Origin of the sequence: Variovorax sp. 160MFSha2.1 (genome assembly GCF_048305075.1) — a bacterium.
GTDB lineage: Bacteria > Pseudomonadota > Gammaproteobacteria > Burkholderiales > Burkholderiaceae_C > Variovorax > Variovorax guangxiensis.
In genome coordinates this window covers 2,085,181-2,111,293 of record NZ_CP157624.1, presented here as the reverse complement: position 1 = coordinate 2,111,293, position 26,113 = coordinate 2,085,181, and the positions used below count along the sequence as shown (strand labels likewise).

General features: G+C 69.5%; 25 protein-coding genes and 1 other RNA gene. 13 read left to right on the top strand and 13 right to left on the bottom strand.

Annotated features, from left to right (window positions below; genetic code table 11):
• Positions 1-8 precede the first annotated feature (8 nt).
• The 4 genes from ABL838_RS09320 to ABL838_RS09305 are packed head-to-tail and all read left to right on the top strand — an operon-like array spanning position 9 to position 5,198.
• Positions 9-2,132 carry an acetate--CoA ligase family protein gene (locus tag ABL838_RS09320; RefSeq protein ID WP_418125124.1) on the top strand — a complete coding sequence of 708 codons (2,124 nt, stop codon included), beginning with the start codon at positions 9-11 and terminating at the stop codon, positions 2,130-2,132.
• On the top strand, positions 2,129-3,235 hold the full coding sequence (locus tag ABL838_RS09315) for a CaiB/BaiF CoA transferase family protein (protein ID WP_418125123.1): 1,107 nt from the start codon (positions 2,129-2,131) through the stop codon (positions 3,233-3,235). The genes ABL838_RS09320 and ABL838_RS09315 overlap by 4 nt, the downstream gene beginning before the upstream one ends.
• A complete protein-coding gene (locus ABL838_RS09310) occupies positions 3,232-4,236 on the top strand; it encodes an NAD(P)H-dependent flavin oxidoreductase (protein WP_418125122.1) in 1,005 nt (334 codons plus the stop codon). Before ABL838_RS09315 ends, ABL838_RS09310 begins: the two co-directional genes overlap by 4 nt.
• Complete coding sequence (locus tag ABL838_RS09305; RefSeq protein WP_418125121.1) at positions 4,233-5,198, top strand: NAD(P)H-dependent flavin oxidoreductase; 966 nt, start codon at positions 4,233-4,235, stop codon at positions 5,196-5,198. Before ABL838_RS09310 ends, ABL838_RS09305 begins: the two co-directional genes overlap by 4 nt.
• Here the strand turns inward: ABL838_RS09305 and ABL838_RS09300 are convergent.
• A complete protein-coding gene (locus tag ABL838_RS09300) occupies positions 5,153-6,175 on the bottom strand; it encodes a substrate-binding domain-containing protein (protein WP_418125120.1) in 1,023 nt (340 codons plus the stop codon). The two genes, ABL838_RS09305 and ABL838_RS09300, sit on opposite strands and share 46 nt — an antisense overlap.
• A gap of 145 nt (positions 6,176-6,320) precedes the next feature.
• On the opposite strand from ABL838_RS09300, the gene ABL838_RS09295 reads away from it, so the two are divergent.
• The 7 genes from ABL838_RS09295 (at position 6,321) to ABL838_RS09265 (ending at position 11,979) form a co-directional block, all read left to right on the top strand.
• Positions 6,321-7,184: an SDR family NAD(P)-dependent oxidoreductase gene (locus ABL838_RS09295; protein WP_418125119.1), complete on the top strand. Its 864-nt coding sequence runs from the start codon at positions 6,321-6,323 to the stop codon at positions 7,182-7,184.
• Between the two features lie 8 nt (positions 7,185-7,192).
• Entirely contained in the window at positions 7,193-8,185 is a 993-nt protein-coding gene (locus ABL838_RS09290; protein WP_184635835.1) for a Bug family tripartite tricarboxylate transporter substrate binding protein, read from the top strand.
• An 8-nt stretch (positions 8,186-8,193) separates the two neighbouring features.
• Positions 8,194-8,766, top strand: a complete 573-nt coding sequence (locus ABL838_RS09285; RefSeq protein ID WP_418125118.1) for a carboxymuconolactone decarboxylase family protein — start codon at positions 8,194-8,196, stop codon at positions 8,764-8,766.
• A 14-nt stretch (positions 8,767-8,780) separates the two neighbouring features.
• Positions 8,781-9,755, top strand: coding sequence for a Bug family tripartite tricarboxylate transporter substrate binding protein (locus ABL838_RS09280; RefSeq protein ID WP_418125117.1), 975 nt, complete (start codon positions 8,781-8,783; stop codon positions 9,753-9,755).
• Positions 9,752-10,609 carry an SDR family NAD(P)-dependent oxidoreductase gene (locus tag ABL838_RS09275; protein WP_418125116.1) on the top strand — a complete coding sequence of 286 codons (858 nt, stop codon included), beginning with the start codon at positions 9,752-9,754 and terminating at the stop codon, positions 10,607-10,609. Before ABL838_RS09280 ends, ABL838_RS09275 begins: the two co-directional genes overlap by 4 nt.
• Before the next feature lie 72 nt (positions 10,610-10,681).
• The gene (locus ABL838_RS09270) at positions 10,682-11,191 is read left to right on the top strand and encodes a nuclear transport factor 2 family protein (protein WP_184635827.1); all 510 of its coding nucleotides are present in this window, start codon (positions 10,682-10,684) and stop codon (positions 11,189-11,191) included.
• Complete coding sequence (locus ABL838_RS09265) at positions 11,188-11,979, top strand: SDR family NAD(P)-dependent oxidoreductase (protein WP_418125115.1); 792 nt, start codon at positions 11,188-11,190, stop codon at positions 11,977-11,979. Before ABL838_RS09270 ends, ABL838_RS09265 begins: the two co-directional genes overlap by 4 nt.
• A gap of 148 nt (positions 11,980-12,127) precedes the next feature.
• On the opposite strand, the gene ABL838_RS09260 is transcribed toward ABL838_RS09265, so the two are convergent.
• The 5 genes from ABL838_RS09260 to ABL838_RS09240 all read right to left on the bottom strand — a co-directional run bounded on the left by ABL838_RS09260 (position 12,128) and on the right by ABL838_RS09240 (position 16,033).
• On the bottom strand, positions 12,128-12,658 hold the full coding sequence (locus tag ABL838_RS09260; protein WP_418125114.1) for a hypothetical protein: 531 nt from the start codon (positions 12,656-12,658) through the stop codon (positions 12,128-12,130).
• Positions 12,659-12,794: 136 nt separating this feature from the next.
• On the bottom strand, positions 12,795-13,694 hold the full coding sequence (locus tag ABL838_RS09255) for an amidohydrolase family protein (protein WP_418125113.1): 900 nt from the start codon (positions 13,692-13,694) through the stop codon (positions 12,795-12,797).
• 8 nt (positions 13,695-13,702) lie between these two features.
• Positions 13,703-14,242, bottom strand: a complete 540-nt coding sequence (locus ABL838_RS09250) for a carboxymuconolactone decarboxylase family protein (protein ID WP_418125112.1) — start codon at positions 14,240-14,242, stop codon at positions 13,703-13,705.
• A complete protein-coding gene (locus ABL838_RS09245) occupies positions 14,242-15,204 on the bottom strand; it encodes a Bug family tripartite tricarboxylate transporter substrate binding protein (protein WP_418125111.1) in 963 nt (320 codons plus the stop codon). The genes ABL838_RS09250 and ABL838_RS09245 overlap by 1 nt, the downstream gene beginning before the upstream one ends.
• A 31-nt stretch (positions 15,205-15,235) precedes the next feature.
• Complete coding sequence (locus tag ABL838_RS09240; protein WP_369659033.1) at positions 15,236-16,033, bottom strand: SDR family NAD(P)-dependent oxidoreductase; 798 nt, start codon at positions 16,031-16,033, stop codon at positions 15,236-15,238.
• Positions 16,034-16,135: 102 nt separating this feature from the next.
• On the opposite strand from ABL838_RS09240, the gene ABL838_RS09235 reads away from it, so the two are divergent.
• Entirely contained in the window at positions 16,136-17,056 is a 921-nt protein-coding gene (locus ABL838_RS09235; RefSeq protein ID WP_126024497.1) for a LysR substrate-binding domain-containing protein, read from the top strand.
• A gap of 3 nt (positions 17,057-17,059) precedes the next feature.
• Here ABL838_RS09235 and ABL838_RS09230 read toward each other — a convergent pair whose 3' ends face one another.
• The 6 genes from ABL838_RS09230 to ABL838_RS09205 all read right to left on the bottom strand — a co-directional run bounded on the left by ABL838_RS09230 (position 17,060) and on the right by ABL838_RS09205 (position 24,526).
• The gene (locus ABL838_RS09230; protein WP_418125110.1) at positions 17,060-18,043 is read right to left on the bottom strand and encodes a Bug family tripartite tricarboxylate transporter substrate binding protein; all 984 of its coding nucleotides are present in this window, start codon (positions 18,041-18,043) and stop codon (positions 17,060-17,062) included.
• A gap of 67 nt (positions 18,044-18,110) precedes the next feature.
• On the bottom strand, positions 18,111-18,980 hold the full coding sequence (locus ABL838_RS09225; protein WP_369659036.1) for an alpha/beta fold hydrolase: 870 nt from the start codon (positions 18,978-18,980) through the stop codon (positions 18,111-18,113).
• Between the two features lie 244 nt (positions 18,981-19,224).
• A complete protein-coding gene (locus ABL838_RS09220; protein ID WP_418125109.1) occupies positions 19,225-20,562 on the bottom strand; it encodes an MmgE/PrpD family protein in 1,338 nt (445 codons plus the stop codon).
• Between the two features lie 64 nt (positions 20,563-20,626).
• A complete protein-coding gene (locus ABL838_RS09215; RefSeq protein ID WP_418125108.1) occupies positions 20,627-22,735 on the bottom strand; it encodes an acetate--CoA ligase family protein in 2,109 nt (702 codons plus the stop codon).
• A 4-nt stretch (positions 22,736-22,739) separates the two neighbouring features.
• On the bottom strand, positions 22,740-23,531 hold the full coding sequence (locus tag ABL838_RS09210; RefSeq protein ID WP_418125107.1) for an enoyl-CoA hydratase/isomerase family protein: 792 nt from the start codon (positions 23,529-23,531) through the stop codon (positions 22,740-22,742).
• Positions 23,532-23,566: 35 nt separating this feature from the next.
• Positions 23,567-24,526: a tripartite tricarboxylate transporter substrate binding protein gene (locus ABL838_RS09205; protein ID WP_126024641.1), complete on the bottom strand. Its 960-nt coding sequence runs from the start codon at positions 24,524-24,526 to the stop codon at positions 23,567-23,569.
• A gap of 194 nt (positions 24,527-24,720) precedes the next feature.
• Between ABL838_RS09205 and ABL838_RS09200 the strand changes: the two genes are divergently transcribed.
• Complete coding sequence (locus ABL838_RS09200) at positions 24,721-25,521, top strand: IclR family transcriptional regulator (protein WP_418125106.1); 801 nt, start codon at positions 24,721-24,723, stop codon at positions 25,519-25,521.
• Between the two features lie 207 nt (positions 25,522-25,728).
• Here ABL838_RS09200 and ssrA read toward each other — a convergent pair.
• Positions 25,729-26,113: a transfer-messenger RNA gene (ssrA, locus tag ABL838_RS09195) on the bottom strand.

Here is a 26,113-nt window from a genome sequence, read left to right as displayed (position 1 = left end):
CGCACAGCATGACCCATCCGGCCTTCAGCACCGACCTGTCTCGCCTCATCAATCCGCGCGCCATCGCCCTGGTCGGCGCCTCCGAGCGGCCGCAGAGCATCGGCGGGCGCACCCTGAGCAACCTGCTCGACCATTCGCAGATCGACGGCGAGCTCTACCTGGTCAACCCCACCAAGAGCGAACTGCGCGGCCATCGCTGCTGGCCCAGCATCGCCTCGCTGCCGCAGACACCCGACGTCGCCGTGATCGCCGTGCCCGCTTCGGGCGTCATCGCGGTGATGGAGGAATGCGCGGCCCGGCGCGTGCCCTTCGCGATCATCCTCACCTCGGGCTTCGGCGAGGCCGGTGCCGAGGGCCAACGCGCCCAGGCCCGGCTCAAGGAGATCGCCGAGCAGGCCGGCATGCGCATCTACGGCCCGAACTGCCCGGGCCTGACCAACGTCAATGCCCGCCTGGGCATGACCTTCTCGCCGTCGTTTCCGCACGACCTGGTCAAGGGCCCGATCGGCCTGGCCACGCAGGGCGGCGGCCTGGGACGCAACGTGATGCAGGCCATGGAGCGCGGCATCGGCATCGGCCTGTGGGCCTCCACCGGCAACGAGGTCGACCTGCAGGTGGCCGACTTCATCCACTACATGGCGACCGCGCCGGACATCAAGGTGATCGTGACCTTGCTCGAAGGCATCAAGGACGGCCCGCGCTTCCTGGCCGCGCTCCAGTGCGCGGCGGACAACGGCAAGCCGGTGATCGCGCTGAAGGTCGGCAAGTCGGAGTACGGCCAGCGCGCCGCGCAGTCGCACACAGCTTCGCTGACAGGCTCGGCCGAGGTCAACAGCGCGGTGTTCCGCCAGTACGGCGTGATCGAGGTCGACGACATCGACGAACTGGTCGACACGGCCTGGCTCTTCGCGCGCGCCATGCCCGGCGAACGCGAAGCGATCGGCGTGTACTGCTCCTCGGGCGGCACCACCGCGCTGACCGCCGATGCGGTGGGCACCGCCGGCCTCACGCTGGCCGAGTTCGCGCCCGAGACCACCGAGCTGCTTCGCAGCAAGCTGCCCGACTACGCGGCCATCAACAACCCGGTCGACACCACGGCCGCCGTGCTCAGCGACGCCGACCTCGTCGAGAGCACGCTCGGCGCGGTGGCGGCGGACCCCAACACGGGCTGCGTGGTCACGCCGATCGCACTCGACTACGGCGAGACCACCATCCGCATGGCGCAGACCATCATCGCCGCGCAGCAGCGTGTGCAAAGCCCCATCGTGCCGATCTGGATGAGCGACCGGCTCGGCGAGGGCTACCGCATGCTGGTGGAAGCCGGCTTCGCGCCGCCGCGCTCGGTCGGCAAGGCGATCGCCGCGATCCGGCGCTGGACCGAATGGGGCCGCTGGCACCGCAGCGCGGCGGGCCGCCCGGCGCGCCGCCTTCCGGCCGCAGTGCCAGCGGCGCAGGACGAGGTGCGCAACCTCTCGGAACTGCAGGCCAAGGCCCTGTTGGAGAAGGCCGGCATCCCGCTGCTGCCCGTGGCCGTGGCGCGCACGCGTGAAGAAGCGCGCCGTATCGCCGACGGCATGGGCTATCCGGTGGTCGCGAAGATCGCGAGCCCCGACATCCTGCACAAGTCGGACATCGGCGGCGTGCGCATCGGCATCGCCGACGGCGCGCAGCTGGCGCTGGCATGGGACGACATCATGGCCTCGGCCCGGCATCACAAGCCCGATGCGGCCATCGACGGCCTGCTGATCGAGAAGATGGCGCCGGGCGGCGGCGTGGAGCTGATGGCGGGCGTCACGCGCGATCCGGTGTTCGGGCATGTGATGACATTCGGCCTGGGCGGGGTCTACGTGGAGATCCTGCGCGACGTCACGCGCCGGCTGCTCCCGCTGAGCCCCGAGGATGCCGCTTCGATGGTGCGCGAGATGCGCTGCTTCCCCGTGCTCGACGGCGCGCGCGGCCGCCCCATGGCCGACGTGCCCGCGCTGGAGCGGCTGCTGCTGGGTGTGTCCGAGTTCGTGACGGCGAACGCCGAGCGCATCGAGGAGATGGACCTCAACCCGATCTGGGTCGGCGCCCGGGGCGAAGGCGCCCTGCCGCTGGACGCGGTGATCGTCGAGCGAGGGGCAGCGTGAGCGCCGGCGGCCCGCTCGCGGGCGTCACCGTGCTCGACTTCAGCGAACTGCTGCCCGGCCCCTTCTTCACGCAGAACCTCGCGGAGATGGGCGCGCGCGTCATCAAGATCGAGCGCCCGCCCGGCGGCGACAACGCGCGGCGCATGGGGCCGGGCGGCTTCGAGGCGGTCAACCGGGGCAAGCTCAGCCTGCTCGCGGACCTGAAGGACGAGGCGCAGCGCGCCCGCGTGCACGAGCTCGTGGCGCAGGCCGACGTGCTGGTGGAGTCGTACCGCCCCGGCGTGATGGCGCGCCTGGGCCTGGACTACGCGAGCCTGTGCGAGCGCTTCCCGCGCCTGGTGTACGTCTCCCTCAGCGGCTACGGCCAGCAGGGGCCCTGGGCGCAGCTGCCGGGCCACGACATCAACTACCTTGCCGCATCGGGCGCGCTCGCGGTCTCGGGCGAACCCGGCGGCCCGCCCACGCAGAACTTCGGCTTGCCGGTGGCGGACCTGTGCGGCTCGATGTATGCGCTGTCGTCCACGCTGGCGGCGCTGCTGCAGCGCGAACACACGGGCCAGGGCCAGCACCTGGACGTGGCCCTGGCCGACTGCGTGCTGCACTGGATGAACCCACGCCTGGGCGCCTACCGCGCCGACGGCGCGGACAGCCTCGAGCGCCAGCGCGCGTCCACGCAGCTGAAGCCCGCGTACGGCAGCTTCCGCTGCCGCGACGGGCAGCACCTGAGCGTCGCCGCGCTCGAAGACCATTTCTGGGCGCGGCTTTGCCAGGTGCTCGACATGGGCGACTTCACAGGCGATGCCTACCGCTCGCTGGGCGCGCGCAAGAAGCAGGCACAGGCCATCAACGACCGCATCGCGCAGCAGCTCGCCACGCGCGATTCGGCCGAAGCCTTCGAGACGATGGCCCGCAACGACCTGCCCGTCGCGCCCGTGGTGTCGCCTGCAGATCTCGCTGCGCTGCCGCAGTTCGCGCAGCGCGGCCTGCTCAACGGCGCCGAGGCGCTGTCGCTGGTGCGCTTTCCGGTGCCGCTCGCGGGCGTCGATCCATCCGCGCTCGGCGGCGCGCCCGGCCTCGACAACGCACGGCAGCTGTTGCAGTGAGCCAGCCACCGCTACCCACGCGGCTGACGCGGCTCTTCGGCCTGGCCTATCCGATCCTCGGCGGCGGGCTGATGTGGCTCTCGGACGCGCGCTATGTGGGCGCGCTGACCAACGCAGGCTGCATGGGCTTCATCACACCGCGCTCTTTCGATGATGAAGCCGCGCTGCGCGAGCAGCTGCAGCGCTGCAGCGAGATCACCGGGGGCCGTCCTTTCGGCGTCAACCTTACGCTGTCGGCGCGCCCGCAGGCCAACGCCGGTGTGCGGGCTTCGCTGGAGACCGCGCTCGAACATGGCGTGCGGCACTTCGAGAGCGCGGGCTACGCGCCCGATGCGCTGATCAGGGCCATCCACGAAGCCGGCGGCATCGTGATCCACAAGGCATCGAGCGTGCGGCATGCCCTCGCCGCCCAGGCGGCCGGCGCCGATGCGGTCGCGCTGGTCGGCATGGAGGAAGGCGGGCACCCCGGCGCCAACGAGCTGCCGACCATGCTGATGGGCGCGCTGGCCACGGCGCGCGGGCAGTTCCACGTTCCGCTGGTGCTTGGCGGCGGCATCGGCCATGGCAGCCAGATCGCCGCCGCGCTCGCGCTCGGTGCCGACGGCGTGCTGATGGGAAGCCGCTTCCTCGTGAGCGACGAGGTGTCTGCCCACGCCGCCTACAAGAACCACCTGCTGGGCTGCGACGAGCACAGCACCGTGCGCCTGCTGCACACGCTGGGCAACACCTGGCGCGTGCTGCGCAACGACACCGCCGCGCAGGTCGACGCCATCGAGCGCGCCGGCGCGGCCGACCACGCCGCCTTCGGCACCCTGCTCGACAGCCGCGTGGCGCGCGACCGCTGCTACGGCGACGGCGACTGGCGCGGCGGCATGCTCTCGCTCGGGCCCGCCATCGGCTTCGCCACGCGCACCGAGCCGCTGGCCACGATCGTCGAGGAACTCATCCGGCAAACGCGCGCCGCGCTGGCGCACCTGAACGCATCGACCGCACTGCAATGACCAAAGCACTCCCCTTCCTCGATCGACTGGCTCTGCCGCTGATCGCCGCGCCCATGCTTCGTGTCTCCGGCATCGAACTGGTCTCCGCCGCTTGCACCGCAGGCGTGATCGGCGCCTTTCCGACGGCCAACTGCCAGACGCTCGACGAATTCGACAAGTGGCTCACCCGCCTGGACGAAGAAGCCGCCGCCGCACCTGGACGCACGGCGCCCTACTGCCCCAACCTCATCATGCGGCGCGACCCCGCGCGTGTGATGGCCGAGGTCGAGCTCATCGCACGGCACCGCGCGCAGCTCGTGATCACCAGCGTGGGCTCGCCCGCTGCGGTGGTTCCGCGCCTGCACGAAGGCGGCTGCCGGGTGTTCGCCGACGTGGCCTCGCTGCACCATGCGGTGCGCGCCGTCGAGTCGGGTGTCGACGGCCTCGTGCTGCTCACTGCGGGCGCCGGCGGCCACACCGGCTGGGCGAACCCCTTCGCCTTCGTGCGCGCGGTGCGCGGGGTGTTCGACGGCCCCATCGTGCTGGCCGGCGGGCTGTCGGACGGTGTGGCCCTGCGCGCCGCCAGGGAGCTCGGCTGCGACCTCGGCATCATGGGCACCCGCTTCATCGCCACGCAGGAGAGCCTGGCGAGCGACGAATACCGGCGCATGCTGGTCGACAGCTCGATCGACGACGTGCTGCTCACGCGCGGCTTCACCGGCCTGCCCGCCAGTTTCCTGGCGCCCTCGGCACGGCGGCTGGGCATCGACATCTCGACGCTCGACGAAAGCATCTCGGTGGAAGAAGCGAGAAGACGCTACGGCGGCGGCGCCAATGCGGCGCCCAGCCAGCGCTGGACGGACATCTGGAGCGCGGGCCACTCGGTCTCCGGCGTGCGCGCCGTGCCGACGGTCGCCGAGCTGGTGGATGCGCTCGTTCAGGAATACCGCGGCGGCGCGGCCACCGAATCGCGCTCCACGTAGCGCAGCCCGACGCGCGCCTTGCGCTGCGGCAGGCCGTTGTCGGCGATCCGCGTGAGCAGCAGGTCGACCAGGCAGCGCGCGGTCTCGGCCTGGTCGATGTCGAGCACGCTCACCGCGGGGTCGTGCTCGGCCGCGAAAGGCGTGTCGCCGATGGCGACCACCGAGATGTCGCGCGGCACCTGGAGCCCGCGCGCGGCGACGGCGCGCAGCGCGCTGTTGAGCATGTGCGTGCCCTGCACGATCAGCGCGGTCGGCCGGTCGGGTCGCGCAAGCAGCTCCGTGACTTCCGCCTTGACCGAGGCCGTGACGCTGCGCGCCTGCACCAGCAGGTCGGGCACCGGCAGGCCCGCGGCCTGGAACGCGGTGCGAAAGCCCTGCACGCGGCGGCGCACCGGCCGCGTGTCGCCCTGCCAGAGCACGAGGGCGATGTCGCGGTGCCCCAGGCCCAGCAGGTGCTCGACCACGCGCCGCACGCCGCCCGCGTGGTCGATGAGCACGGCGTCGTGGGCGCCGCTGACCTCGCGGTCGAACACGACGGCCGGCATCGGCAGCACCCGCAGCGCCTCCACCAGCGCCGCGTTGCGCTCGTTGCCGGGCGCGAGGATCACGCCGTCCATGCCACGCTGCGTGAACGTTCCCAACGCCTTCGTCTCGCGATCGACGTCGTTGGCGCCGTTGGCCAGCAGCAGCAGGTAGTCGTGGCGCAGGAACTCGTCTTCCAGCGCGCGGAACACCTGCGCATACAGCGGGTTCGAGATGTCGGGCAGCAGGCACCCGACGGTGCGGCTGAGCCTCGAGCGCAGCACGCGCGCCGCGTGGTTGGGCCGGTAGCCCAGCGCCGCAGCCGCCTGGTTGACCTTCTCCTGCGTGGCCGCCGAGGCGCCGGCGCCGTTCATCGCGCGCGATGCGCTGCCCAGCGAGACGCCCGCCAGGCGCGCCACGTCGCGCAGATCGATCTTCTGTTTTCCTGCATTCATTCGGATGGAGATTCCCTTGCGAGCAAGGAGACGGGGACTGGGACGGGGTGAATCTTAGGTGACAGCGGGCGAGGGTTTCCACCATTTCGGAAACGTTTCCAAAATCGAACCATGAACGCATTGAAAGACGAAGAAGGAGACGTTCATGCCCTCGCAAGCCATCCAGCCCGAGCAGCAACTTTTCGCCGAAGCGCTCGGCAACCTCCGACCCTCCGCGCAACGCCTCGCGCAGCGGCGCATCCTGGTGGTGGGCGCGGGCCAGCGCGACATCGACGACCCCGATCCGCCCGTGGGCAACGGCCGGGCGATCTCGCTGCTGTTCGCGCACGAGGGCGCGACGCTGAGCTGCGTCGACATCAACCCCGCCTCGCTGCAGCAGACCTGCGAGCTGGTGCGCGCATCGGGCGCGACGGCCCATGCCGAGGTGGCCGACGTCTCGCAGCCCGAGGCCGCCGCATCGACGGTGGAGCGCGCGGTGCAGAAGATGGGCGGCCTCGACGGCCTCGTGATGGTGGTGGGCGTGGCCAGCGGGCTCTCGCTGGACAACCAGACCGCCGAGGCCTGGGACCGAGAGCACGCCACCAACGTGCGCTCGTGCATGCTGTTCGGGCAGCAGGCGCTGCGGCACATGGCGCCCGGCGGCTCGATCGTGCTGCTGTCGTCGATCGCGGCGCTGCGCAACTCCAGCTTCAACCCGGCCTACGAGACGACCAAGGCGGCGCAGGTGTCGCTCGCCCGCTCCATCGCGATGGCGGGGCAGGCCAGGGGCGTGCGCTGCAACAGCATCCTGCCCGGCCTGATGGACACGCCCATCGGCCGCGCGGCGACGCGCCGCAGGTCCGACCGCCTCGCGATGCCGCTGCCCTTCGGCCGCCAGGGAACCGGCTGGGAAGTGGCCTATGCGGCCCTGTTCCTGATGTCGCACGAAGCCTCCTACGTGAACGGCCACGCGCTGGTCGTCGATGGCGGCCTGACCGGCGGCATCGCCGCGCCGCGCGCCTCGGCCTGAGCAAGACCATGCAGCCGCTTCAGAGACGCCGATTCCTCCAGGCAGCCGCCTGCACGGTCGCGGCGCCGCACCTGGGCGCCGCGATGGCGGCGCGCGACGATGCCTACCCCAGCCGCCCCATACGCCTGATCGTGGGCTTTCCGGCGGGCGGCTCGGCCGACCAGTCCTCGCGACGCCTGGCCGAGCAACTGGGCCGCCAGCTGGGCCAGCCGGTGATCGTCGACAACCGTCCGGGGGCCTCCGGAAACATCGCGGCCGCGGCGGCGGCGCGCAGTGCGCCCGACGGCTACACGCTCTTCTACGGCAGCAACGCGACCCACGCGATGAACGTCAGCCTCTATCCGAAGCTGGACTACGACCCGGTGAAGGACTTCGCGCCCATCGCGCTCGAAGGCAAGGTCTACAACGTGCTGTGCGTCAACCCGGCCTTCGAGGCGCGCGACCTCAAGAGCTTTCTGGCCATGGCCAGGGCCAAGCCCGAGCGCATCGCCGTCGCCACGCCCGGCAATGCCACCAGCGGCCATCTTTCGCTCGTACTGCTCAACCGCGCGGCCAAGGTGCAGCTCGCACACATCCCGTACAAGGGCAGCGCTCCGGCGCTCACCGACGTGCTCGGTGGGCAGGTGCCCGCGATCTTCGACAACGTGGCGGGCAACCTCGCCTACATCCGCAGCGAGAAGATCCGCCCGCTGGCCGTCACCTCGCGCGCCCGGCTGCCGCTGCTGCCGCAGGTGCCGACCTTCGAGGAACTGGGCCTGCCCGACTGCGAGATCGCGGCCTGGGGCGGACTGTGGGCGCCCAGCGGCACGCCGCCGCCCGTCATCGACAGGCTCAACCAGGAAGTGAACCGCGCGCTGCAGACCGCGGCAGTGGCCGACCGCATGCGCGAACTGACGATCGAGCCACAGGGCGGCACGCCCCAGGCGCTGGCCGACTTCGCGCGCAGCGAAACCCTCCGGTGGCGCGAGGTGATCCGCGCCGCCGCCATCCGACTCGACTGAAAAAGACCATGGCTCGCATCCCCTACTTCGACCTCGCCCAGGCGCCCGCTGAACTCCACGCACTGCTGGGCGGGCGCCCTCCTCTCAACATCTACCGCATGGTGGCTCACGGCGGCGCCACCGCGCAGGGCTTCCTGGCCCTGGGCTCCAGCATCCTGCGGAACGCCTCGCTGCCGGTGTCGCTGCGCGAGCTGGTGATCCTGCGCGTGGGCGCGCTGTGCGGCTCCAGCTACGAGGTGACACAGCACCGCCGCGTGGCCGCGCAGGCCGGCGTGCCAGCCACCCAGGTCGAGGCGGTGCTCGACCATCCGCAGGGCAGCGTCGACAGGGCCCCGTTCAGCGAACTCGAATGCCGCGTGCTCGATTTCACCGACGCCGTGGTGCGCCAGGTCAAGGCGCCGCGCGAGATGTTCGATGCGCTGGCCGCCGAGCTGCCGCACCAGCAGCTGATGGAGGTCGTGATGACCATCGGCTACTACATGCTGGTGTGCCGCGTGCTCGAGAACTTCGAGGTCGACCTGGAAGGCAGCGACGTGCTCGCGGGCCACGCCCCGTGGGCCGAGATCCTCAGGCAGAACTGATCCGGGAGACACACATGAGCCTCACCCGACGCCAATTCGCGCTCGCCACCGGCCTGCTTCCGCTCGCGCCGGTGCTGCGCGCCCAGGAGACCTACCCCAGCCGGCCCATCACGCTGGTGGTGCCCTTTTCGGCAGGCAGCGTCGTCGACCTGCAGGCCCGCGTGATCGCGCGCGTGCTCGCCGCGCGACTGGGCCAGCCCATCGTGATCGACAACAAGGTGGGCGTGAGCGGCTCGATCGGTGCGGAATTCGTCTCGCGCGCATCGCCTGACGGCTACACGCTGCTGCTGGGCACGCAAGGCACCCAGGGCACCAACAGCGCGCTGTACAAGACGATCCGCTACGACCCGGTGAAGGACTTCGTGGCCATCCACGGACTCTCGGGCAACCCGAACGTGCTGGTGGTGAACCCCAGGCTCGGCGTCGGTTCGGTGAGTGAACTGGTCGAGCTCGCGAAGAAGAACCCGGGCAAGCTCAACTTCGGCTCGGGCGGCAACGGCACCGGCGGGCACCTGTGCCTGGAGCTGCTGCAGACGCGCACCGGCGCGCGCTTCACGCACGTGCCTTACAAGGCGACTTCGGCGGCACTGGTCGACCTCGTCTCGGGCAACGTCGATGCGATGTTCGACTTCCTCCAGACCGCCGCGCCGCACATCCGCAGCGGCAAGCTGCGCGCACTGGCAGTCACGCGCGGACAGCGCATGCCGATGCTGCCGGAGGTGCCGACCATGGCGGAGGCCGGCTACCCAGGTGTCGAGTCGCTGACCTGGGGCGGGTTCTTCGCGCCCGCGAAGACGCCGGAGCACATCGTCAAGCGCTTGTCCGTGGAGACCTCGGAAGCGCTGCGCTCGCAGGAGGTGAAGAACACGCTCGAATCGGCGGGCGGCTTCATCATCGACATGCCGCATGCGGAGTTCCAGGTCTATGTGGCCAAGGAAGCCGCCAAGTGGACGGAAGTCCTTCGCACGGCGGGAGTGACGCTGGAATGACTGCTGCCTCCACACCGCGCACCCTCGCTGCACCCGCCGTGGCCGCCGTCACCGGCGCGGGCAGCGGCATCGGCCGCGCGCTGGCCCTGGCCTGCGCGGGCGAGGGCATGGCCGTGGCGCTCGCCGACGTGGAGGTCGAGGCGCTCGCGGCCACCGAGGCGCTGGTTCGATCGATGGGCGTGCCCACGCTGGCGCAGCGCTGCGACGTGAGTCGCGCTGCAGACGTCGAGGCTTTCGCACAAGCCTGCGACGACCGCTTCGGCGGCGTCGACTGGCTCTTCAACAATGCGGGCGTCGCGGTGCTCGGGCCCGCCTGGGCCGCGACCGATGCGGACTGGCAGTGGGTGCTGGGCGTGAACGTGCTGGGCGTCGCCAACGGCGTGCGCAGCTTCGTTCCGCGCATGCGCGCACGCGGCCGCCCGGCCCATGTGATCAACACGGCGTCGGCCGCCGGGCTCGCGACGCTGGCGGGCTCCGCCGTGTACAGCGCGAGCAAGCACGCAGTGGTCGCCTTCTCGGAATGCCTCGCGCGCGATCTGGAGCAGGCCGGCTCGCCGATCGGCGTGACCGTGGTCTGCCCTTCGCTGCTGCCCACCGGCATTCACGTGTCGCAGCGCAACCGGCCCGACAACCTCGCCGATACCGTCGCGCCCGCCGCAGCCTATGACGAGAGGGTGCGCCAAGGCATGGCGGCATCCCCCATCGACGCGACGGACGCGGCCTCGGCCACGCTGGCGGCCGTGCGCGCGGGGCGCTTCTACGTGATCCCGCACGCCCACACGGGCGCGTCCGTCGAGAAGCGCATGCGCGCGATCCTTTCCGACTTCGGCAGGGAGCACCCCGACGCGGGGTGAAACGGCGCTTTCTTCCTTCCACACGACGGCCCTGCGCTGCCAGGGCCGAGCACTTTCTACAGGAGACTTCGAATGAACACGGAATCCGGCAACACGCTCGCGCAGGTCGCACAACAACTTCAGGCCCTTCAGCGCCGCGTCGACCAGTTGGAGAGCGTGGAGGCGATCCGCGCCCTTCGTGCGCGCTACCACACGCTGGTCAACGAGGACCAGGGCCCGCGCCTGTACGAACTGTTCGCGCCGGACGCCAGCATCATCTACAACGGCCGACCCGAGGTCTTCGGCCGCGAGGCCATCCGCACCTTCTTCGAGAACTTCCCCGTGCAATACGCGCGGCAGTTCATCCACCAGCACGAGGTGAGCGTCGACGGCGACACGGGCACCGGCCAGTCCTACCTGGACGGCCGACCGGTGCACGGCGGCAAGAGCTTCTACGTGGTGGGCCGCTTCGACGACGCCTACGTGCGCATCGACGGCCGGTGGTACTTCAAGAAGGTGGTGCTCACGGTCCACTACATGATCGAGGCGGCGGAGCACTGGGAGACCCTGCTGCCAATGACGAAGAAGGCGGAGGCCGCATGAGCATCGCTTCGCTTTTCGACCTCACCGGGCGCAGCGTGCTGGTCACCGGCGCCGCCAGCGGCCTCGGCCTGGCATACGCCGAGACCATGCTGGAGGCCGGCGCACGCACGCTCATGACCGACATGGATGCGCAGGCGCTGGACACCGAGGTGCAGCGCCTGAAGTCGCGCTATCCGCTCGTTGAAGGCGCGACGCTGGACGTGGCCGACGCCACGGCCGTTGACGCGCTGGTGGACAGCATGGCTGCGCGCCACGGTGCCATCGACTGCGTGTTCGCGAACGCGGGCATCAGCGCGGGACGCGGCTTCGTCGTGGAGGCGGGCCAGCTGGAGAACATCGACCTCGCGCACTGGGACAAGGTCCTGCGCATCAACCTCGACGGCGTGCTGCACACCGTGCGCGCCGCGGCGCGGCACATGAAGCCGCGCCGGGAGGGACGCATCGTCGTGACCACGTCGATCGCGGGCCTGCGCTCCGAGTCGCTCTCGGGCTACGCCTACGTCACCTCGAAGGCGGCGGCGAACAACCTGGTGAGGCAGGCCGCCATGGAGCTGGCGCCGCACAACGTGCTGGTGAACGCCATCGCGCCCGGCCCCTTCGCCACCAACATCAACGGCGGGCGCCTGCGCCTTCCCGAATCCGCCGAGCGCATGCGCACCCACATTCCCCTCGGCCGCGTGGCCCAGGCCGACGAGATCAAGGGACTGGCCCTGCTGCTGGCCTCGCCTGCTTCCAGCTACATGACCGGGGCGATCATTCCGGTCGATGGCGGCGCCTCGGCGCGGTAGCGAGGGTGCGGGACTGCTGCTTCGACGCAGGGCTGCCTCGCGCGACGCATCGCGCCGTATCGCGCCGCATCGCGCCAAAGGGGGGCGCGCGAACTGGTCGCCGTCCGTGCCGACCGCAGCAGTTCCTGCCGGCGGGCCGGACGATCAGCTAAGGCAGAGCGGCGTCGGCCAGGGCGAACATGGTCCGCACGGGCTTCATGAAATGGGGCCGCACGCGAGCGCTCCAGCTCGTCTCGCGGACCGCCAGCCATTCGGCGGAGGCCGTGGTCCGGTCCGAGACGAGGTCATAGCACGCCAGCGACTCCTGCTCGTCGTCGTTGTTCCAGAAGCGCTGGGCGCGTATGCAGCCCGGCACCGCTGCCAGCGCGGGCAGGTGCTCCTGGTCGTACCAGCGTTGCAGCTCGATGCCCCAGCCGGGTTCGGGTTTCATCTCGACGACGTAGTGAGAGCGCGCCGACGAGTCCGCGCTGGCGCCGGCGATGTCGTGCATCAGCGTCAGGCGGGAGGCCGCCACCCGTGTGCCGGGCCAGACCTTGCCCGCCTCCCTGGAGAGCTCGATCAGGCAGTGCCTCGACAGCGCCGTGCGGTGGGGCAATCCCAGGTAGACGTACGAGAGCTGCAGCGCCTGCGAATGAACATGCCGGACGATGCGGCCACCGATTTCCTTCCAGCAAGGCAAGGTCGCCACTTCCTCGCCGAACCCAGCCGGAGCCGAGAGCGGGCCATGGCATCGCAGGAGTACGACGTCGGTTGGAATCCGGCCAGTTGTTGACATGTGCACCTCGGATGGAACCGTGTGGCGTCGAAGCCGCGGCTCAGGTTGGAAACCGGTACAGGGCCTGGGGGTTGTGCACGAGCAACTGCTCCAGATGCCTCGCATCCGGCGCGATACGGCCCAGTGCATCCACGAGCACGCCGTCGTCGGGAATGTGGGTGTGGTTGGGATGCGGCCAGTCGGTGCCCCACACGCAGCGCTCGGGAAAGCGCTCCACCAGGATGCGGGCCAGCGCCTCGCCATGGGCATAGCGCTCGGCCGGCGCTGCATGCGCGTCGACGCGATCGATGCCGCTGACCTTCACGTGGAAGCGCGGGTTCTCCAGCAGTTTCAGCAGCGCCTGGAAGTCGGAAGCATCCGGCCCGCGCGTGGCATCCACGCGCCCCATGTGGTCGATCACCACCTGAACCTGGCTGCGCTGCAGCGGCGCGGAGAGTTCGTGGACCAGCTCGCTCTCGAAGTGCACCTGCAAATGCATGCCGACCGCCGCCAGACGCGGCGTCAGCGCGAGCACCGCCTCGACGCCCGCGGTGGTCGCGATGTGCCGCATGAAGTTGAAGCGCACGCCGCGCATGCCCGCTTGCGCCAGGCGCTGGAGTTCGGCATCGGGCACGTCGGCCTCGACCAGGGCGATGCCGAGATAGCGGCCCTGCCCCGCCGCGATGGCGTCCTCGACCACGCGGTTGTCGGTGCCGTGCGTGATCGACTGCACGATCACGCAGCGCTCGATGCCCAGGGCGCGATGCAGCGCGAACAGCGTCTCCTTGGGCGCTTCCAGCGGCGTGGCCGGGCGGGCTGGCGCATAAGGAAAGCGCGCGGTCGGCCCGAAGACGTGCACATGGCTGTCGCAGGCCCCGGGTGGCAGGCGCAGGCTCGGTTGCGAGGGTCGCTCCAGATAGGTCCTCGCGGGAACGCCGGCCTCGGTGGTTGCATCTGTCATGGCGGTGTCTAGTGCGAAATGTTCAGCGCCACGAGGAATCGCGACACCATGTTGTAGGCCGCCACGGTGGCGACCACTTCGACCACGGCCGAAGGCTCGAAGCGCGCGTTCAGGCGGTCCATCAGCTCGGTGGGCACCTTGACATCGCGCGTCATCCTATCGGTCAGCGCCAGCAGCAGAAGCTCATCCTGCGTGAAGACCCCTTCAAAGGCGCCTGCGGGATCGGGCGCGCGCAGCGCATCGATCTTCTCCTGCGCGAATCCGGCCTTCAGCGCATGCGGCACATGCGCCTCGAACTCGAAGGCCGCCTCGTTGAGCACGGCGACGCGCAGGATGATCATCTCGCGCAGGTCGGCAGGCACCGATGTGCGGTTGCGCACGGCCGTCAGCATCGACTCCCAGCCACTGGCGATGCTCGGGCTGTTGAGCAGCACCCGGTAGAGCAGCGAGATCCGGCCGCGCTCCGAGAGGATGCGGGCCTCGACCTCGGCGAGTTCGGGCACCGTGCCCGGCACCACCAATGGAACGCGTATATGGCTCGTGCTCATCATTCGGCCTTGATGTTGCGTGACTTGATCAATGCGGCCCACTTGGCCGTGTCGGCCTTCAGCAGCGCTGCAAGCTCCTGCGGCGTGGATGTCTTCGGCTCGGCGCCACCACGCAGCAGCCGGGCGCTGACATCGGGGTTGGCGATCGCGCTGCGCACGGCCTTGTTGAGCTCCTGCACCACCGCAGGCGGCGTCTTCGCCGAGACGAAGAGCGCATACCAGTTGTTCGTGTCTACGGCCTTGATGCCCTGCTCGTCGAAGGTCTTGACCTGCGGCAGCGACGGATGGCGCTTGCCCGCCGCGATGCCGATCGCCTTGAGCCGGCCGCCCTGCACGTGCGGCATGATCGCCGCGACGTCGGCGAACACGCCCTTGACCTGGCCGCCCATCAGGTCCGTGAAAGCCGGTGCCATGCCTTTGTACGGCACATGCAGGAAGCGTGCGCCGGTGGCTTCCTCGAGCTGAATCAGGGCCAGATGGGGAATGCTGCCGGACCCCGAAGAGGCCATCGGCGTGGACTCCTTGCTGGCCTTGGCCGTCTTCACGAACTCCGCGGCATCCGCTGCAGGGTCCTTCGCGCCGACCACGAGCACTTCCACGTTGTTCGCCACGAGCGAGACCGGCGCGAAGTCGCGCTGGGTGTCATAGGGCGACTTCTCGACCAGCGACGGGTTGATGGCGGCCGCGCCCACGCTGGTGATCCAGATCGTGCTGCCGTCCGCTTCGGAGCGCAGGGTTTCCAATGCACCGAGCGCGCCGTTGGCGCCGGGCTTGTTGTCGACGATGACCGGGCGCTTGAGCTCGCGCCCGAGTTGCTCGGCCAGCGTGCGCGCCACGAAGTCGACCGGGCCGCCCGGGCTGAACGAGGTGACGATGCGGACCGGCTTCCCGCCGGCCTGCGCGAATGCGGCAGATGCCAGCGAAAGCATCGCGGCCGCGGCCAGGACTTGTCTTCTCTTCATCGCTTGTCTCCTTGATTGCCTTGCGGGCCGCTCAGTCGCAGCGCGCCGTCATGCCGCCGTCCACGACCAGTTCGGTGCCGGTCACGAAGCGGGCTTCGTCGCTCGCGAGGTAGAGCGCCGCGCTCGCCGTGTCGCGGCCGTCGCCCATGAAGCCCAGCGGGATGCGCTTGACGCGCGACGCCAGCAGCGCTTCGATGTCGCCACCGGTGCGCTGCCTGGCCAGGCGTGCCTCGACCATCGGGGTGTGCAGCTGCCCCGGTACCACCGTGTTGACGCGCACGCCGTCGGCCGCATGCTGGACCGCCACCACGCGCGACAGATGGATCACGCCGGCCTTGCTGGCCGCATAGGCCACCTGCGCGCTGCCGGTCCAGCGCAGGCCCGAGGTCGAGGCCACGTTGACGATGGCGCCGCGCTTGCGCTCGATCATGTGCGGCAGCACGTGCTTGCAGGTGAGGAACACGCTCTTGAGGTTGACGTCGATCTGCGTGTCCCAGGCCTCTTCGCTGAGCTGCACCGGGCCGCCCGCGGCCGAGCCGCCGACGTTGTTGATCAGGATGTCGGGCGCGCCATAGGTCTCGATGCAGGCCTCGACCATCGCTTGCACGCTCGCGGAGCTGGTCACGTCGCAGATGCAGGTGGTGATGGATGCCGCGGCGCTGCCAGCGAGCGACAGGGTCTCGGCCAGGCGCTCGGCGTCGCGGTCGACCGCGAGCACCCTGGCGCCCTCCTCCGCGAGCCGCACGGCCATCGCGCGACCGTTGCCCCAGCCTGCGCCCACGCAGCCCGCGCCGGTCACGATCGCGACCTTCGATTCGAATCTCTTCATCGTTGCTCCTCGAGCCCGGCTTCCCCGGGAAAACCTTGAGTCTGGGCCGAACGCAAGCAAAGTTAAATCGAATGAGGCCTATATCAGATATGTCTTTGCGCTATGGATCTCAAACAGCTCGAGTACTTCGTCGTCGTGGTCGAGAAAGGCAGCTTCAGCCGCGCCGCGGCCGCCCTGAACCTGGCGCAACCGAGCATCAGCCGACAGGTCGCATTGCTTGAACAGGAGCTCGGCCAGCGCCTGCTGGAACGCACCGGCCGCGGCGTCACGCCGACGCAGGCGGGCCATGCGCTGCAAGCCCATGCCCGCGTCATGCTCAACGCGGCCGCGCAGGCCCTGTTCGAGATCAAGGAGATGAGCGACGAGCCCGCCGGCAAGGTGGTTGTAGGGCTGCCGAACCGGGTAGCCAGCGGCCTGTGCGTGCCGCTCGTGCGGGAGTTCCGCGAACGGCTGCCCAATGCGATGCTGTCGGTGGTGGAAGGCCTGAGCCTCTCGCTGCGCGAGGGCCTGCTGGCCGGGCGCATCGACGTCGGCGTGCTCTTCGACCCTCCGCCCACGCCGTTGCTGAGCTACGAGCCCCTGATGCGCGAGCGGCTGCTGCTCGTCACGCCAGAGGGCTATCGGCTGCCCGAGCGCGTCTCGCTGGCATCCCTTGCCGATTTCCCGCTGATCCTGCCCGCCGTGCCGAACCCCATCCGAAGCCTGGTCGACGCGGTGATGCTGCCGCGCAAGATCAACCTGAACATCGTGGCCGAAGTGGGTGCCGTGCACACGGCGCTGACGGTGGTCGAGGAGGGAATGGCCTGCTCCATCCTGCCCGAGGGCGCGCTCAATCTCAGCGCGCGCCGCGCGAAGGTGCGGGCAGCCCCCATCGGGCCTCCGGCCATGTGGAACAGCCTGGTGCTGGCAATGCCGACCGCGCGGCCCGCCAGCCGCCTCATCCAGGAGACCGCGAGGCTGCTGCGGGCGCTGGACTTTCGCGCGTATCGGCCGGCGGCGCCGATGCCAGCCGGCGAAGAGTGAATCTCAGAAGTCGATACGGATGCCCGCATCCTTCACCGCCTTGCCGATCTTGGCGAGGTCGTCCGCGATCAGCTGCCTGAACTGCGCCGGGCTGGACTTCGTGGGAACGAAGGAGAGCTCGGCGAACTTGGCCTTCAGTGAAGGCGCATCGACTGCCTTGGCGATCTCGCTGTTGAGCCGGTTCGCGATGTCCACGGGAAGGTCCGCGGGGCCCCAGATGCCGTACCACGACAGCAGCTCGAAGCCGGGCATGCCCGCCTCGGACAGCGTCGGCACATCCGGCATGGACGGAACACGCACCTTGCTGGTCACCGCGAGCGGACGCAGGCGTCCTCCCTGCACGAAGGGCGCGACGCCGGGCATCGGCGAGATCGCGGCCGAGACGTGGCCGCCGATCACGTCGGTCAGCTGCGGCACGGCGCCCTTGTAGGCAACGATCTCCATCTGCAGGCCCAGTGCGCGGTTGACCATCTCCTCGCTCAGGTGGCTGGTGGTGCCGAGCCCGGAGGTCGCCCAGGTGTACTTGTTCGGATTGGCCTTGGCCAGCCGCACGAACTCGCCCATGGTCTTGGCCGGCACGTCGTTGTTGACGGCGACGATCAGCGGCACGTAGCCAATCTGCCCCACGGGGGTGAAGTCGCGCTGCGCGTCGTAGGTCTTCTTCGCGACGACCAGCGGCAGGTAGGCCTGGCTCGATGCGTTGAACAGCAGCGTGTAGCCGTCGGGCTTGGCTTTCTTCACATGCATCGCCCCCACGAAGCCCGAGGCGCCCGGCGCGTTGTCGATCACGATGGGTTGTCCGAGCTGTCGCTGCAGCTGGTCCGCCACGAGGCGCCCGACGGTGTCGATCGAGCCGCCCGGCGTGTAGGGAATGACCATTCTTATCGGCTTGTTCGGATAGCCCTGCGCATGAGCGAGGGCGCCCACGAGCAGCGCCGCGCCGGCGAGCGCCAGCTTCAGGCCGGAAAGGCTGGATTTCTTGACCATGTTGTCTCCTGGTGTATTGATGTGATTCGGGTGGCGCCGCCATGGCTGAGCCGGCCGCCTCGTTGCGCTATGCGCCAGCGCGCGAGCCGTAGACGCGCTGCGCAAACGCTGCGATCGCGTCGGCCATCGCGCGAGGCTGTTCCGGCGCCATCGCGTGGCCCGCGCCACGAACCACCTGCACCGTGACCCGGTCGCCCAGGTAGGGCTTCATCACGCCGGGAATCACCACCGCGTCGTGCTCGGCCTGAAGATCGAGGATGGGCACGTGCTGGCCCGCGGAGAAGTAGTCGTCGACCGGCGTCACGCGCCGGGCGTGGCTTTGCGCCTCGTGCGCCTCGGCACTCCAGCCGTCCAGCCAGACGCGCGGGTCATGGCCCGGGGCGAAGAAGGCGCGCCGCAGGCAGTCGATGCGCTGCGCTTCGGACAGGCTCGGGTCGCCCGCGCCGTCGATCGCATCGCGCAGGCGGCCGTACGGCTTCTCCTGCGACCCGGGCGGCAGCTTTCCCGCCGATGCGGCTGCCATCACCACGCCGCGCACGAGGTCCGGGCGGTCCGCGGCCAGCGTGCGTGCTGGCTGGCTGCCCCATGCGTGACCCACCACCACGAGCGGGCCGGTGCACTCGTGGTCCAGCACTGCCGCCACGTCGGCAGCGAAGTCGTGCATGTCCAGCGACTGCATCGGCCCCTGGCTGCGGCCGATGCCGCGCGGCTCCGGACGCAGCACTCGAAAGCCCTCGCGAGCCAGCATGGCCGCGACCTCGTCGTAGTCGCGCCCGGACCGCGCGAGCGAAGGAAGGATGCAGATCGCGGGCCCCTCGCCTTCGTCGGCGTACTCGATGCGGATCTGCGCACCGTCGCGCGCCGAGGGATAGGTGATCAGCTTGCGCGATACGGGGGCATGCGTCGCGGCCTGTGCGGTTGAATCTTTCGTCTCCATGCCTGGAGTCTTTCAGGGGCCGACATCAAGGGTAAGCACATGGCTCCTATAGCAGATATGTTTTTCTGCTATCTAGCCGTGCAATGGCGAAGAAAGTCTGCGGGCCACCGCGTCGCTCCCCGCCGTCTGGGTCTCGTGCGTGGAAATCGAGCGCGCAGGCGCGACGGTTCTCCGCGCTGCATGCCTGCAGGCGCGGACCGTCGATACCGAACGCGCGAAGGCGGTGTCGTACGCTGGCAGCCCCTCAGGCCGTCAGCCCCTGCAGCCCATCGGCCTTTTCGAGCGACCAGATGTTGCGCAGCAGGGCCTGCGCACGCTCGGCGCCGATCACCGGCGCAGCGAGCTCCAGGAATTTGTCGTCGAGCTCCGCGTCCGACAGCGGCAGCTCGGGGTCGCCCTTGCGGTCGGGCTGCAGCCAGGCGTGGCGCTGGCCGTCGTTCGTCTCGATCTCGACGCGGGCCGAACGCCGGCCCGGGAAGGCCGCGTCGATCTCCGGGTCGACCACGGCCGTGATGCGCGCCATCATCGCGCGCACGTCGGCATCGGCCAGCCGCTCGGGCATGTAGGCCGCAAGGCGGACGCTGCCGTGCACGAGCGCGGTCGCCACCACGAAGCGCATGCTGAAGCGGGCCTCGTTCTCGGTGCGCGGATCCTCGTAGCAGGCGATGTCCAGCGCCGGGCCGTAGGTGGCCACGTGGACGCGGCGGATGTCCGCGGCCCGCAGACCGTGCCGGCGCGCCAGCTCCAGCGCCCCGTCGATGGCCGCGAAGGTGTGGCCGCAACCGATGTGGTTCTTGAAGGTCAGCCGCTTGATGTGGAAGTCGCGCCCGAGCGTGTCGCCCACCGCCGACCAGTCGGGGCCGTCGCTCATGGCGCGGCCGAAGCCTGCCTCGCCGTCGAGCACGTCGAGCGAACCGGTCACGCCCTGGGCGGCGAGCTGCGCGGCCAGCACGCCGCCTTCGGCGGCCCGGCCCGCATGCAGCGGCTTGGACATCGAATCCATGCGGAAGGCCTGCTGCAGCCCCGCCGCGAAGGTCGCAGCCGTGGCGAGCGCATGGGCGAAGGACGCGCCGTGCAGCCCGAGGAGGCCGGCGGCGGATGCAGCCGCGCCGAAGGTGCCCACGGTGCCGGTGTTATGCCAGTGGCGATAGTGGGCCCGCCCCATCGTCACGCCGATGCGCGTGGAGACCTCGTAGCCGAGCACCACGCCACGCAGGAAGTCCAGCCCGCTGGCGCCGCGCTCCTGAGCGATGGCGAGCGCCGCCGCCACGGTGGCCGCGCCCGGGTGGTACATGGCGTCGCGAAAGCTGTCGTCCACCTCGGCCGCGTGTGCCGCGGTGCCGTTGAGCAGCGCCGCCGCTCGGGCAGGTGCGAGGCGGCCGTCCGGCAGACGCGCACAGCCGCGGCCTAGGTCGTCGGCCAGCAGTGCGCGCAACTGCGGCATCGGCGCGACATCGAGCCCCGGGAACAGCGCGGCATGCCAGTCGATCACCGCGCGCTTGGCGTGGTGAAGCACCTCGTCGTCGAGCCGGGCCTGGCGGAATTCGGTGGCGTAGCGGGCGAATGTCTCGGTGGCGTGCATGGGTGTCCGATCGGTTCGAGAAAAGAAAAAAGTTAAGCAGCGGCGAACGCTGCCGGCGCGCCGCTCAGGCCAGCACCACCACCCCATCGGCGGCACGCACGCCCTGCCCCTGCGGCAGCACGAAGACGGGGTTGATCTCGGCCTCGACCAGGCGCTCGCCGAGCTGCGCCGCCATGGCCGAGAAGGCGACGATCACGTCGACCAGCGCCTCGACGTCGGCCTTCGGCCGGCCGCGGAAACCGTCGAGCAGCGGCCAGGTCTTGAGGTCCTGCGCCATCGACAGCGCCTCGGCGCGGCTCAGCGGCTTCAGGCTCTGCCCGTGTTGTGCGTCCTGCGCCAGCAGGCGCATGGTGGTGTCCTTGAAGAGCTCGGCCGTCACGCCGCCCATGCCCAGCAGGATGGCCGTGCCCAGTGCGTCGCGGTGCATGCCCAGGATCAGCTCCGTGCCGCCCGCCACCATCTCCTGCACCAGGAAGCGCTGCGCATCCGTGCCGGTGCGGCTCTTCACCTCGGCCGCCATGCGGCCGATGCGCTCGCCGATGGTGTCGGCGCCCAGGCCGACGGCGACGCCGCCCACGTCGCTCTTGTGCGTGATCTGCGACGACAGGATCTTGAGCACCACTCGCCCGCCAAGCTCGCGCGCGGCGGCTTCCGCCTCGGCGGGCGACGCGACCACGCGTTCCGCGGCGCAGGGCACGCCGAAGCGCGAGAACAGCTGCTTGGCCTGTGCCTCGTCGAGCGAGCCGGAGGGCAGGTCGCCGGCCTCGACCAGCGGCGGCGCAGCGGAATCGTGCGCGGGGGCCTGGAAGCGCTGCACGCGCAGCATGCCGGCCAGCGCGGCCGTGCAGCTCTCCGCGGCGGTAAACGCCGGCACGCCGCGCCGCGTGAGCAGTGCGCCCACTTCGGGCGCATGCGGGCTCACATAGGCCATCACCGGCTTGTCGGAATTGGGCAGGCATTCCTGGATGGCGCCGGCCAGCAACTCGGGCATCGCCAGGCTGGAGGAGCCGACGATGATCACCAGCGCGTCGTAGCTCGGGCTCGCCAGCAGCGCATTGATGGCACCGCGCAGCAGGTCGGGGCGCAGGCCCGCGAGCGTCACGTCGATGGGGTTTCGGTCGAGCACGGCCTCGCTGCCGGTCTGCAGCGCGCGCAGCGCATCGGCGGTGGCCGCGTCGGGCGCGGGCGTGTCGAAGCCTGCCACGCCCAGGTCGTCGGACACCAGCGTGCCGGCGCCGCCGGTGGAGGTGAGGATCGCGACGCGCGCGCCGCGCAGCTTGCGGCCGGTGCACAGCGCTGCCGGAATGTCGAGCAGGTCGGAGAAGCTCTGCGCGCGGATCACCCCCACCTGCCTGAACAGCGCGTCGTACATGCTGTCCGCGCCGGCCATCGCGCCGGTGTGCGACACGGCGGCCTTTGCGCCGGCTTCCGAGCGGCCGATCTTGAAGGCCACCACCGGCTTGCCCATGCGCGCGGCCTTCAGGCAGGCGGCACGGAAGCTGGCGGGGTTGCGCACGGTCTCGACGTACAGCGCGATCACCTTGGTGGCCGGATCTTCGGCGAGGTGATCGATGAAATCGGCCAGCTCCAGGTCGACCTCGTTGCTGGTGGAGATCAGCTTCGACAGGCCGATGCCGCGCGCCGCGGCGCGCGACAGCAGCGAGCCCAGGATGCCCCCGCTCTGCGAGACCACGCCGATGCCGCCGGCCTGGAACTCGTCCATCTCCAGCGCACCCGACGGCGACAGCACGATGTTGTCGGTCAGGTTGACGAGCCCGATGGTGTTCGGCCCCAGGATGCGCATCGCACCGGCAGCCTCCACCAGCTGCTGCTGGCGCCGCGCGCCCTCGTCGCCGGTCTCGGTGTAGCCGCTGGCCAGCACGATGGCGGCGGCGCAGCCGCGCTGCGAGAGCTCCCTCACGGCCAGGTGCGCACGCTCGGCGCCCAGCAGCACGACGGCGACGTCGGGCACTTCGGGCAGAGAGGCGATGTCGGGGTAGCACGGCAGCTCGCCGATGCGCTCGACCTTCGGGTTCACCGGCATGATGCACCCCGCGAAGCCGTGCTTCTGCAGGTAGGCCACCGGCCGGCCCGTGGTCTTCTTCGGGTCGGCCGAGGCGCCGATGACGGCGACGCTGCGCGGGGAGAGCAGTTTGGCGATGGCTTCGTTCATGGCCTCACTCCTTCGAAGCCGTCTTGGCCAGGAAGGCCTCCACCGAGGCGCGGTGCTCGCTGCTGGTGTAGCAGATGCCCTGGGCCTGGCTGCCCTGCGCGAACACGTCGTGCGAGGAGAGCTCGAAGCTCTGGTTCAGGATGGTCTTCGTCAGCGCCAGCGCGGTGGAAGACGCGGACGACAGCTCGCGCGCCCACGCCTGCGCGTCGGCCAGGAGCGTTTCGGCACTCGCCTTGCGATCGACGATGCCCAGCGCAAGGGCTTCGTCCACCTTGACCTGGCGGCCGGTGAAGATCAGTTCCTTGGCCTTGGGCAGGCCCACGCGGCGCGGCAGGAAATACATGCCGCCGCCGTCGGGAATGATGCCGCGCAGCACGTAGCTCCAGGTGAAGCTGGCCCACTCGCTCGCGATGACGAAGTCGCATGCCATCGCGGTGTCGGCGCCCAGCCCCGAGGCAGCGCCGTTGACGGCCGCGATCACCGGCTTGGGCATGGTGTGCAGCAGGGCCTGCACGTGGTGCACGCGCTGCTGGCGGTGCCAGCCGTTGAAGCCGACCTCCCCCGCCGGCGCGTTCATGCGCTTTTGCATCCCGCTGATGTCGCCGCCCGCGCAGAAGCCCTTGCCCGCTCCGGTGAGCACCATCGCCCGGATGCCCTTGTCGGCGGTCACGCGCTCCAGCACGTCGATGAACTCGGTGCGCATGTCGTCGCTCATGGCGTTGCGCTTGTCCGGGCGGTTGAATGTCACGGTCGCGATGGCGTCCGTCACCTGATAGTCGATGAGGGTGTAGGTCATGTTCTTCTTCCTGGGGGCTGGCCGGTGGCTGCCGTTCAATCGGCCTTGATGCCGTTTTCCTTGATCACGCGCGCCCAGCGTTCTTCCTCGGCCCGCACGTAGGTGTCGAGTTCCGCCGGCGGGCCGGCATTGATGACGAGGCCTTCGTGCTCGATCTTTCGCACGAAGTCGGGCGCGCGCGCCGCCTTGCGGGCCGCGGCGTTGAGCCGGTCGATGACTGCCGCCGGCGTGCCGGCAGGCACGTACAGGCCGTACCAGCTCTCCACCACATAGCCCGGCACGCTGGCGGCGATGGCCGGCACGCCCTTGAACGCGGGTGAAGGCTGCGCCGTGGTCACGCCGAGCGCGCGCAGCTTGCCGCTGTCGACGAAGGTGGACACCGCTGCGGCGGTGGCGAACATCATGTCGACCTGGCCTCCGAGCAGGTCGGTGAGCGCCGGACCGGCGCCGCGGTAGGGAATATGCGAGAGCTTGACCTTCGCGAGGTTGGCGAACATCTCGCCGGCCAGGTGGGCGGAGGTGCCAGCGCCCTGCGACGCGAAGGTCAGCTTGGCCGGATTGGCCTTGGCCGCGGCGACCAGGTCGGCCACCGACTTGTAGGGGCTGTCGGGCCGCACCACCAGCACGTTGGGGCCGCGCCCGATGAGGATGACCGGCGCGAAAGCCTTGTTGCTGCCGTACGGAAGCTTGGGCTGCAGCGCCGGGTTGACGGCATGGGCGAACGAGGCGACCACCACGCTGTAGCCGTCCGGCGCGCTCTTGGCCACGTTGTCGGTGCCGATCAGCGTTCCGGCGCCCGGCTTGTTGTCGACGATCACGGGCTGGCCGAGATCCTTGGACATTTCGACGCCCAAAGTGCGGGCGATGATGTCGGTACCCCCGCCGGGAGCGAACGGCACCACGAAGCGGATGGGCTTGTCGGGGTAGGCGGCGAATGCCGTGCCGAAGGCGAAGAAAGCAGTGAAGCCGAGGAAGAGAAGGAAAAGCGCGCGCATCCTGCGCAAGCCATGAGCAGTCATGATCTGATGTCTCCAGAACCAAGTAGTGAATCCCTGGTGATCGCGGACGTTCTTGGCTACGCCGCAAGTGGGTGCACGGACTTTAGGAGGAAGCACTCCGGTTCGGGGGATGCAATTCCACTGCTTGGAATTTCCCTGCGATGATCCAGGCTCTTCTCTCATCCAGTGCCATGACCGATCAAGCCCGCTTCTTCCTCGATCACAAGCCAGGACGGTCGCCCGCGAACCGCTCGCTGGAGCGGGGCGTGGAGATTCTTCGCGCGTTCCGCCCCGGCTCGGAGCTGCTGGGCAACGGCGAACTGGCCGAGCGCACGGGCCTGTCCAAGGCCACGGTGAGCAGGCTCACGCAAACCCTGGTCGGCAGCGGGATGCTGCAGCTCGACAAGGCCGAGCGTGCGTATCGACTGGCGCCCGCGGTCCTGAGCCTCTCCCATGCGATGCGCACCGCATCGCGCGTGCTGCAGGCAGCGGCTCCGCGCATGCTCGAATTGGCCCGGCAGCGCCATATCAACGTGGGGCTGGCGGCACCCGACCGGGACGAGATGGTCTACCTGGAGTCGATTCGCTACGCCAGGCGCGCCGCGCTTCGCCACGTGGTTTCCGGCCAGCGCGTGCCGATGGAGCTCACCTCGCTGGGACGCGCATACCTGGCCGCACTCACGCCGCAGCACCGGACCCAGCTCATGCAGCTTCTTTCAAAACGACGCGTCAAGTGGAAAGGCATCGAGTCCGAGATCAGGAAAGCGTGCACCGACGTCCGCACGCGAGGCTTCTGCGCCGCGGCCTGGCAGCCCGAGGTGGTTGCGCTGGCTACACCGCTGGAGGTGGAAGGCAGCATCTACGTGTTGAATATCAGCCTTTCGACACAGGAGTCGATCGAGGCAATCGCACAGGACCTCGGACCGTCGCTGCTCGCCCTGGCGCAGGCTGTACGCCACGAACTCGCGGTGCGAGAGCCCAGGTCTGAGTGAACTGACCCTTCGTGGACTGAGCCATCCCGGATCGATTCGGAACAATCGGGAAAGCAGATAGAAACATGGGTGCGCAACGGCTGTTTGCGCTGGTCGGAATGACCAATATCTTGAAGACTCCGCCGGATGCCACTGGGCTGCCAGCAGGCGATTTCCCAATGAAAAAGGGCGTTCACCGACTTCAGTGAACGCCCTCGGACGTTATGTTGGTGGAGCTGGGGGGATTTGAACCCCCGTCCGCAAGCCTTCATCGCGCAGTTCTACATGTTTAGTGATCTGTTTTGAATCTCGCTTCCGGAGTCGCGCAGTCACACGCTAAACCGGACGCCAGCACCCTATTTTCTCGCCCCGACCCAAGGTACCCGGATCGGAGCCAGCCCATGTAGTTATCCTTGCAGCCGGGAGGTCAGGATTGCTCCAGACCCCCTTGCCCAGCCCATCGGCCAACTGTTGCAAGGCTCACTGGCAATTAAGCAGCGAGTGCGAAACGTTCGTCGTTTGCAGTTAGTTTGTTTGAATCTGTTTTACGAGCGCATTCAGCTCGACATGCCCCGCTGCGACTCCGAACCCACGTCGAAACCAGTGCAGCCCC